At 46.2% G+C, this 9,013-nt stretch carries 8 protein-coding genes and 1 pseudogene; 8 read left to right on the top strand and 1 reads right to left on the bottom strand.

The features are described 5' to 3' along the window. The 6 genes and pseudogenes from Q338_RS10755 to tsaA form a co-directional block, all read left to right on the top strand. Positions 1-259, top strand: a pseudogene (locus Q338_RS10755) (hypothetical protein); the annotation flags it as partial. 249 nt (positions 260-508) lie between these two features. Beyond that, positions 509-889 (top strand): pyrimidine dimer DNA glycosylase/endonuclease V, encoded by a 381-nt coding sequence (locus Q338_RS10750; protein WP_034295259.1) that lies wholly within the window; start codon positions 509-511, stop codon positions 887-889. Positions 890-963: 74 nt separating this feature from the next. After that, positions 964-3,285: a DNA helicase RecQ gene (gene recQ / locus Q338_RS10745; protein ID WP_034295257.1), complete on the top strand. Its 2,322-nt coding sequence runs from the start codon at positions 964-966 to the stop codon at positions 3,283-3,285. After that, positions 3,278-3,493, top strand: coding sequence for a hypothetical protein (locus tag Q338_RS10740; RefSeq protein WP_172540003.1), 216 nt, complete (start codon positions 3,278-3,280; stop codon positions 3,491-3,493). Before recQ ends, Q338_RS10740 begins: the two co-directional genes overlap by 8 nt. Further along, the gene (locus tag Q338_RS10735; protein WP_034295255.1) at positions 3,490-4,212 is read left to right on the top strand and encodes a metal ABC transporter ATP-binding protein; all 723 of its coding nucleotides are present in this window, start codon (positions 3,490-3,492) and stop codon (positions 4,210-4,212) included. Before Q338_RS10740 ends, Q338_RS10735 begins: the two co-directional genes overlap by 4 nt. Before the next feature lie 113 nt (positions 4,213-4,325). After that, on the top strand, positions 4,326-5,000 hold the full coding sequence (gene tsaA, locus Q338_RS10730) for a tRNA (N6-threonylcarbamoyladenosine(37)-N6)-methyltransferase TrmO (protein ID WP_034295253.1): 675 nt from the start codon (positions 4,326-4,328) through the stop codon (positions 4,998-5,000). A gap of 62 nt (positions 5,001-5,062) precedes the next feature. Here the strand turns inward: tsaA and Q338_RS10725 are convergent, their stop codons facing one another. Then, entirely contained in the window at positions 5,063-5,746 is a 684-nt protein-coding gene (locus tag Q338_RS10725) for a 2,3-diphosphoglycerate-dependent phosphoglycerate mutase (RefSeq protein ID WP_034295251.1), read from the bottom strand. Between the two features lie 162 nt (positions 5,747-5,908). Here Q338_RS10725 and Q338_RS10720 point away from each other — a divergent pair, with 162 nt between their 5' ends. Together Q338_RS10720 and Q338_RS10715 are read left to right on the top strand one after the other, a co-directional pair. Then, positions 5,909-7,012, top strand: coding sequence for a LacI family DNA-binding transcriptional regulator (locus Q338_RS10720; protein ID WP_248784406.1), 1,104 nt, complete (start codon positions 5,909-5,911; stop codon positions 7,010-7,012). A 152-nt stretch (positions 7,013-7,164) separates the two neighbouring features. Beyond that, entirely contained in the window at positions 7,165-8,490 is a 1,326-nt protein-coding gene (locus Q338_RS10715) for an MFS transporter (protein ID WP_034295250.1), read from the top strand. Positions 8,491-9,013 lie beyond the last annotated feature (523 nt).

The following is a 9,013-nucleotide window of genomic DNA, read 5'->3' as shown; positions in this document are numbered from 1 at the left end:
GGAAGCCACGCACATGACTGACCCTGTTAAAATGGAAAAGTTGTTTGCGATTCTGGCAGTTACATTGGCTTGGGCTTATGTCATTGGGCGTTGGCAACATGCGCTTAATCCAATTAAGCCTAAATCTCATGAACGTTTATCGCAAGGTATTTTTCGTGTTGGTTTAGAGCAGCTTGCCAAAGCTGCCATGTTGATGATGGCAACTTTGGACTATTTTTCAAACCCAAAACAGGTCGTCCGATTTTTTGTCGTGTACTGAAAGGCTGCCTGAAAATTGTATTTTCCGCCCATTGTTATGGCATGGTTAATTTTTGTCAAACGATTTTACATTGTGTTTTTGCAGAAAAATATCCCGATATTTCAATTGGCTGCTTTCAGGCTGCCTGAAATATCGGGGTGGACTTGGTGTGATTTGTGAATGTCGCAACCTACAGTTGCTATATATTTTAATATAAAATTTAAGGCAGCCTGAAACGCTCATTTACTGATTAAACTCGGAACATAAACCATGACCCGAATCAATCTCGTCCCGCCCAGCGAATTATGCGACCAACATTTGCTCGCCGAACACCGCGAATTAACGCGCATTCCCAACCAAGTTGCCAAAGGCAAATTCAGCCTAATCGGGCAGCCTGCGGATTATAAATTGGGCGAAGGACATGTGCGTTTTTTCTTTGATAAACTCTTGTTTTTGCAGAAAAGGTATCAATTATTGCACGAAGAATGTTTGGCGCGTGGCTTTAATGTGCAAAACCGTTGGGCGGAAAATTTGCCCACCAGCCCCGAATTGTGGCGCGATTACACGCCAACCAACACCGCACTCGCCGCCAACCGCGCCCGCATTGCCGAGCGTATGCCCGCCAAAGCACGCTTTACCGCCCGAAAATAGCGTTTTCAGGCTGCCTAAAAATTCGCTCGTGTTAAAATCGCCCATCTTTGATTTTATTTTTCAGGCAGCCTGAAATGCAAACCGCCCAACACATTCTCCATGACACTTTCGGCTATCCCGAATTTCGCGGCAAACAAGCCGACATCGTCCAAACCCTTTTGCGTGGCGACAACGCGCTGGTACTCATGCCCACAGGCGGTGGAAAATCGCTGTGTTATCAAATCCCTGCGCTCATGCGCGATGGCGTGGCGATTGTCGTGTCGCCCCTGATTGCGCTGATGGACGACCAAGTCGCCAATCTCCGTGCGGCAGGCGTTCACGCGGCGGCGGTGCATAGCGGCACGCCGCCCGAAACCGTGCGCCAATTGGCAGACGATATTCATTCAGGCAGCCTGAAACTGCTCTACGTTGCCCCCGAAAGGCTGGTTTCCGAGCGTTTTTTGAAATTTTTGGACAACACGACCGTCAGCCTATTTGCGATTGACGAAGCCCATTGTGTCAGCCAATGGGGACACGATTTCCGCCCAGAATATCAACAACTTGGCTTACTCGCCGAGCGTTATCCGCACGTTCCGCGCATTGCCCTGACCGCCACCGCAGACGCAGAAACCCGCGCCGACATCAAACATTATTTAAAACTGGAAAACGCGCCCGAATTTGTGTCCAGCTTTGACCGCCCGAATATTTATTACCAAGTGATTGAAAAAAATAATGGTAAAAAACAATTGCTTGATTTTATTCAAAAACAAATGCATGGGCAAAGCGGCATTGTTTACTGTTTGAGTCGGCGCAATGTGGAAGAAATTGCCGCGTTTTTATGTGAACACGGTTTGCACGCGCTGCCGTATCACGCAGGATTGTCTTTGGAAATTCGCCAACAAAATCAACATCGTTTCACGCATGAAGACAATGTGATTGTGGTCGCCACAGTCGCCTTTGGCATGGGGATTGACAAGCCCGATGTGCGTTTTGTCGCGCATTTGGACATGCCACAGAGCATTGAGCATTTTTATCAGGAAAGCGGTCGTGCGGGGCGTGATGGGCTGCCTGCAGTCAGTTGGCTGTGTTATGGCATGAACACGCTGCTCTTGCTCAAAGAGCGCATTACTGAAAGCCAAGCATCTGATTTCCAAAAACAAATTGAATTGCAAAAACTCAACGCCATGTTTGACGTGTGCGAAACGGCAGCCTGCAGACGGCAATTATTGCTGCGACATTTTGGTGAACAATCAGAACCTTGCGGCAATTGCGATAATTGTTTGCACCCACCAGCCAAATTTGACGGCACGGAAATCGTACAAAAATTATTGAGTTGCGTGTATCGCGTGGGGCAGCGTTTTGCGGCGAGTTATGTGATTGAAGTTTTGCGTGGTAAATCAACGGATTGGATTGTGCAAAATGGGCATGATAAATTGTCCACGTTTGGCATAGGCGATAATTTGAGCGACAAAGATTGGCGCAATGTGGCGCGACAATGTATTGGTTTAGGCTTATTAAACAATGATATGCACAATTATCAAGCCTTAATGTTGACTGAAGCCGCCAAACCTGTGTTGCGCGGCGAACAAACCGTGTTGTTGCGCCCACTCAAACGGGAAAAAGCCGCGACAAAAGTCGCCAAAACAGACACTTGGCTGCGTACCGAGCGCGAAGAGCGTTTGTGGCAAGCCTTGCGCCAATGGCGCGTGGCGCGGGCGAAAGCGGACGATGTGCCTGCTTATGTGATTTTTGGCGACAAAACCTTGCGCGAAGTGGTGGAAAAATTGCCGAAAAATCAATCAGATTTGCGTGAAATTTACGGCATGGGCGAAGCAAAAATCGGCAAATTTGGCGATGAGATTTTAGACATTGTGGCGGAATTCGTTTCAGGCAGCCTGAATGTTGCCCAAAGTGAAAAAACGGTTTCTCATCAACACTCTAATCCACGAGACGATGAATTATTACGCCAACTCACAGTATGGCGTGAGATGGCGGCGAAACGCGATGATGTGTCGTTGCACGCGGTTTGCCCCGAAGAAAGTTTGACGGATTTGGTGGCGTTTACGCCAGAACAAATGGTTGATTTGAATATGATTTATGGTTTGGGCGAAGTGAAATTGGGCAAATATGGCAAGGAAATTTTGTCTATTTGTGCGCCATTTTCAGGCAGCCTGAACGATGAAATAAAGTATAAGCAATTGTTTTTACGAGATTTGCAAGAATGGGTGGCGATGAAAGCGGAAGAAGCCGAATTGCCCGAATTTCAGATTTTGGGTAAACCTGCGATGCGCGCGCTGGCGAATAAATTGCCCGAAACGCTGGACGATTTGCGCGAGATTCATGGTTTTGATGATGAGAAAATCGCGGAATATGGGGAAGAATTGTTGGAGATGATTGGAGCTTTTCAGGTTGCCTGAAAAAAGTTTTGCCCCGAGTGCCATCGGTTTTGTTATACAATATCATTTTTACATTCACAATCGGGTTTTCAGGCTGCCTGTAAACCCGTTTCCCTATTTTATGAAATTATTTTCCCTTTTATTAACAGGCTTGTGGCAACGTTTGGCGTTGGCGATGGTCATTATTTCCCTGATTTGGGGCGTGTATTTTTGGGCGGTGGCAAAATGAGTATTGTCGTTGAAAATCTGACGGTTAGCTACCAATCGCGTCCAGCCGTTCATCATGTCAATATGGAATTTCCCGATGGCTGCATGTACGCCATTTTCGGGCCCAATGGCGCGGGCAAATCCACTTTGCTGAAAGCCATTATGGGTTTGCTGCGTTGCAGCACGGGCGGGGTGCATTGGCAGGGTTTGGGGCGGCAAGAATTGGCGTATTTGCCACAGCAATCCGATGTGGACAGGTCGCAGCCGATGACGGTGTTTGAGTTGGCGGCGATGGGTTTGTGGTATGAAATTGGTTTTTTTGGCAATGTGAATGCGGCGCAACGCGAGCGCGTTCAGGCTGCCTTAAAACGTGTGGAAATGGGCGATTTTGCTGAACGCGCCATTAGTGAATTGTCCAATGGGCAATTTCAACGCGTTTTGTTGGCGCGAATGTTGGTACAAAATGCCAAATTTTTATTGTTAGATGAACCATTTAACGCGGTGGACACGAAAACCACTTACGCGCTTTTAGACGTGTTGCGACAAGAAAATCAGGCAGGCAAGGCGGTGGTGGCGGTGTTGCACGATTATGAGCAGGTACGCGCTTATTTTCCGAATACTTTATTGATTGCGCGTGAAAAAGTGGCATGTGGCAAAACCGAAGATGTGTTGTGCGATGAATTATTGCTCAGAGCCAATAATTTGGCGCAAGCGGCGGAAGACAGCGAATGGTGTGAATAAGTTTTCAGGCTGCCTTTCAGTACACGACAATTTTTTGAAATAACCACAAACCTGAAAGATTTTTGTCGTGTACTGAAAGGCTGCCTGAAAATCCATTAAATAAAAAAATCAATATGTTATTTGAAATCCAATCCATAGGAAAAATCCAATCGCCCTTTACCCATAAATTCGGCATTCCGCGCCAACCCGAACTCGTGCCAGCCGCCGAAACCGTGATTGTGCTAAACGATGAATTTGGCGTGGAATCCGTGCGCGGTTTGGCGGAATTTGGCTATATTTGGGTACAATTTGTGTTTCACGAAGCGGTGGCGGAAGGCTGGGTGCAAATGGTGCGACCGCCGCGTTTGGGTGGCAAAAAAAAGATGGGCGTGTTTGCCACGCGCTCGCCGCATCGCCCGAATCATCTGGGTTTGTCGCTGCTGCGTTTGGTGCGGGTGGACGATTCGGCGCGCCCGATTCGCCTGATTTGCGGCGGCAGCGATTTGCTGCACGGCACGCCTGTAGTGGACATCAAGCCCTACATTCCCTTTGTGGAAGCGCAAACAGACGCGCCATCGGGTTTTGTGCAAGGTGCGCCGCCGCAATTGCGCGTGGTGTGGCAAACCAATCATTTCAGGCTGCCTGAAAACACGAAAGCGATTATAGAACAATGTCTTGCCCAAGACCCACGCCCCGCGTATCAAGATTTGCCTGAGCGCGTGTATGGCATGGAATTGGCGGGCGTGGACGTGAAATTTCGTGTGGTGGGCGATGAAGTTTTCATTTTGCAAATCAATGAGTTGGCATGAAAAAATATTTAAGGCAGCCTGAAAACTATTTTTCAGGCTGCCTTCATATTTAATTCAATGAATTACAAATAGAATTTTTCCAATACTTTCAAATGCTCATCTAATTTATACACCAAAGGCTGCCCCGTTGGGATTTCCAAACCCATGATGTCATCATCGGAAATGCCTTCAATGTGTTTTGCCAATGCGCGCAAAGAATTGCCGTGCGCCGCCACCAAAACACGTTTGCCCGATAAAATGGCGGGTGCGATTTGGTCTTCCCAAAATGGCAACACGCGTTCCAGCGTAACTTTCAAATTTTCGCCATCAGGCACAACATCGCTCGGCAAATTCGCATAACGGCGGTCTTTGTGCGCCGAAAATTCATCATCTTTATCCAAAAGCGGTGGCAAAGTGTCATAGCTTCTGCGCCAAATGTGAACTTGCTCATCGCCGTATTTTTCTGCCGTTTGTTTTTTGTCCAAACCTTGCAATTGTCCATAATGACGCTCGTTTAAACGCCATGTTTTCACTTGTGGCACCCACAATTGGTCGGATTCTTCCAGCACCAAATTACAGGTTTTGATGGCGCGAGTCAGCACTGAAGTAAACGCAATATCAAATTCATAGCCAGCCGCTTTTAATTTGCGACCTGCTTCTTGAGCTTCGGCAATGCCTTGTTCGCTCAATTTCACATCGCGCCAGCCTGTGAACAGATTTTTCGCGTTCCATTCGCTCAAACCATGACGGATAAATACCAATTCCATAACCATTCCTTCAAATTATATTGATGAAAAAATCTATTTTAACGGTTTTCAGACAGCCTGAAAACACGCACATTTTATTTGTGTTGAATCAAAAAATTTAAATTTATTGCAAAACGCGCTTGTGCTTTACAAAAAGTTACACTAAAATCGCCAAAATTCAAAATGACACCGATGTCAGACACCGATGTCATAGACAATTTTGACCATGAAAGGGTGATGATGCCGACCATTTATGATGTCGCCAAACAAGCTGGTGTGTCGCCCAAAACTGTCAGCCGCGTTATCAATAATGACGCACCCGTGAAAGACAGTACACGCGAAGCGGTAGAAAATGCCATCGCGGATTTGGGCTATATTCCATCATCGGCGGCGCGGGCGTTGCGCTCGCAGCGTTCGGGCTTGATTGGCGTGATAAAAGGCGCGATTAGCGCGGCAGACCATGCGGCTGATGTGCGCGGTTTGCCCGACAGCTTCCTGATTCAGGGCGTGCAACAAGCGGCGGAACAAGCTGGGAAAATTCTGATGGTCGCCGACACAGGCGGCATGGACGATGGTTTTGCGAAACTGGTACGCTTGTTTCAACAATATCGGGCGGAAGGTTTGATTTATGTATCCGAATTTCATCAGAAAATTGAATTGCCCATGCAGCCTGAACATTGCCCCATCGTGCTGCTAAACTGTTTTGATGAACGCCATACGCCCGCTATTGTGCCTGATGACGCGTTTGGGCAATACGAATTGGTGTGCAATATGTTGGCAAAAGGGCATAGGCGCATTGCATATATCACGCTGCCTGAAGACATTATCGCCACCCGTTTGCGATTATCGGGTTATCGGGCGGCTTTGGCGGAAGCTGGCATTGATTTTGACGCGAAACTGGTCGCCACAGGCTACACCGACCGCAGCAATGATATACGTGATTTGTGGCAAGCATTGGAACAGGTGTTGAACCAGCCCAATCCGCCCACTGCACTCTGTTGCGGCAACGATGAAATGGCAATGCGTGTGTATGGCATGTTGCGCACACGCGGTGTGAGAATCCCCGAAGCCATCTCGGTGGCGGGCTACGACAACCACACGCAAATTGCCGAAACGCTCTATCCCACACTCACCACCGCCGAATTACCCTATGTGGAAATGGGTAAATTAGCCATCAATATGTTGTTGAATCAAGAAGATGGCGAAAATCCAATGATTTCGCCCCGTGTGGTGTCGGGCGAAACGGTGTGGCGCGATTCGGTGTTGGCGCGCGCGTGTTTAAAATAATATGAAATACAGATAATAAGATTGCTTCACTTATTTTCAGGCTGCCTGAACCATTAAAAATAAATCCATCAGGCAGCCCGAAAATAAACCCTATTTTTCATTTTCAGGCAGCCTGAAAAATGTTTTTCCAAACTTTGTTTAGGAGTAATTCTATGACACAGCAGCAACTCATGATGACCTTCCGCCAAATTATATTGATGAACTTTGGTTTCTTCGGTATTCAATACAGCTTTGGTCTGCAACAAACCGCGGTTAACCCAATTTACAGTTTTTTGGGTGCACCAAATGGTGATTTGCCCTTATTGAATATGGCGGGCCCTGTTACGGGCTTGATTGTACAGCCGATTATTGGCGCATTGTCTGACCGTACTTGGATTAGCCCTTGGGGGCGGCGGCGACCATTTTTCTTGATTGGTGCGATTGGGTGTTCTATTGCATTGTTTTTATTTCCACATGTAACGGCTTTGTGGATGGCGGTGCTGATGTTGTGGATTTTGGACATCAGCAATAATACTGCGATGGAACCTTATCGTGCATTTGTTGCCGACACGCTGCCTGAAAAACAACAAGGTATCGGTTTCTTAATGCAATCCATGTTTACAGGCTTAGGGATTACTTTGGCGAATGTGTCATTGTATTTCTTCCAACAGATGGATTTTTTGAAACAGGTGAATGATTCGGGTATTCCGTATTGGGTGTATGGTTCGTTTTATTTGGGTGCGATTTGTTCTATTGGTTCGGTGCTGATTTCCGTATTTTCTACGACTGAAAAAAAACCATCTGATGAAGAAATTGCCCGTATCAAAGCCCAACCAAAAGGTTTGGGCGTGGCGTTAGCGGATATTTTCTCTGCCATCAAAGATATGCCTAAGGCTTTGAAACAATTGGCATTGGTTTATTTATTCCAATGGTATGCTTTGTTTATTTACTGGCAATTTGCCACGCCATCTATTGCCAAATCGGTATGGAATACCACGCCCGATGACAAAACTCTGTATGGCGAAGCAGTGGCTTGGACGGGTTTGGTGAATGGTTGGTACAATATTGTTACCTTTATTTCGGCTTTTGGCTTGATGATATTGGCGAAAAAATATCCTGCAAAAGTGGTTCATGCGGGTGCGGTGTCATTGGCGGCGATTGCTTTATTGATTTTCCCACATATTTCCAATAAATATTTATTATTTGTGCCGATGATTGGTTTTGGTGTGGCGTGGGCTTCCATTATGGGCGTACCATTTTTGATTGCCACTGCCGAGATTCCACGTGAACGCTATGGTGTGTATATGGGCATTATCAATATGATGATTGTGATTCCGATGCTTATCCAAACCTTAACTTTTGGCAAAATTTACGATTATGTACTGGGCTCAAATCCAAGCAATGCCATGATGTCTGCAGGTGTGTTATTGGCTTTGGCGGCAGTGTTTACCCTGCGCATTCAAACCAAGCAAGGTCAAAATTTGCAACACGAAGCATAACCTTATCAATGTTATTCTGTAACAAGGCAGCCTGAAACGGTATAATTCGTTTCAGGCTGCCTGATTTTGGCTGATGGCTGATTCATGCAGCCTTTCATTACCCTACAAATTTTTGTCTATCACTCATCTGTTCCCTCTCCTGTGGGAGAGGGTTAGGGAGAGGGGAAAACTTTCAATGCACCACGATTTTTCCCTCTCCCAAAGGCATGGGTATCTACACATCTTTTTTTGAGATTATGTTGATTGTTTTTCAACAAAAATTTCAAAACAAGCTGACAAAATCTCGCCGTGTTACGCGTGATTTTGAAACTAAAATTAAGGGCTATTGAATTGATATTTCAAATAACCTTTTAATTTTATTGTAAAAAGATGTATAGATACCCATGCCCAAAGGAGAGGGGGTTAGATTGCTGTATCTCAACGATTTCAGGCAATATTTTATTTTTGTAGGGTAGCGCAAGGCAGCCTGAATATTTTTTAACTTTTTTATTGATAAAACAAAAATGCTACACGAATACTTAAT

It is taken from the genome of Alysiella crassa DSM 2578, from assembly GCF_000745955.1.
Taxonomy (GTDB): domain Bacteria; phylum Pseudomonadota; class Gammaproteobacteria; order Burkholderiales; family Neisseriaceae; genus Simonsiella; species Simonsiella crassa.
Note: the sequence above shows the minus strand (reverse complement) of the source record. Positions and strands in the feature narration are given on the sequence as shown.

What these genes read in the sequence shown, in the direction of transcription:
- Q338_RS10750 (WP_034295259.1), top strand. Translation starts at nt 509, where the DNA reads ATGACCCGAATCAATCTCGTCCCGCCCAGCGAATTATGCGACCAACAT.
- recQ (WP_034295257.1), top strand. Translation starts at nt 964, where the DNA reads ATGCAAACCGCCCAACACATTCTCCATGACACTTTCGGCTATCCCGAA.
- Q338_RS10735 (WP_034295255.1), top strand. Translation starts at nt 3,490, where the DNA reads ATGAGTATTGTCGTTGAAAATCTGACGGTTAGCTACCAATCGCGTCCA.
- tsaA (WP_034295253.1), top strand. Translation starts at nt 4,326, where the DNA reads ATGTTATTTGAAATCCAATCCATAGGAAAAATCCAATCGCCCTTTACC.
- Q338_RS10725 (WP_034295251.1), bottom strand. Translation starts at nt 5,746, where the DNA reads ATGGAATTGGTATTTATCCGTCATGGTTTGAGCGAATGGAACGCGAAA.
- Q338_RS10720 (WP_248784406.1), top strand. Translation starts at nt 5,909, where the DNA reads ATGACACCGATGTCAGACACCGATGTCATAGACAATTTTGACCATGAA.
- Q338_RS10715 (WP_034295250.1), top strand. Translation starts at nt 7,165, where the DNA reads ATGACACAGCAGCAACTCATGATGACCTTCCGCCAAATTATATTGATG.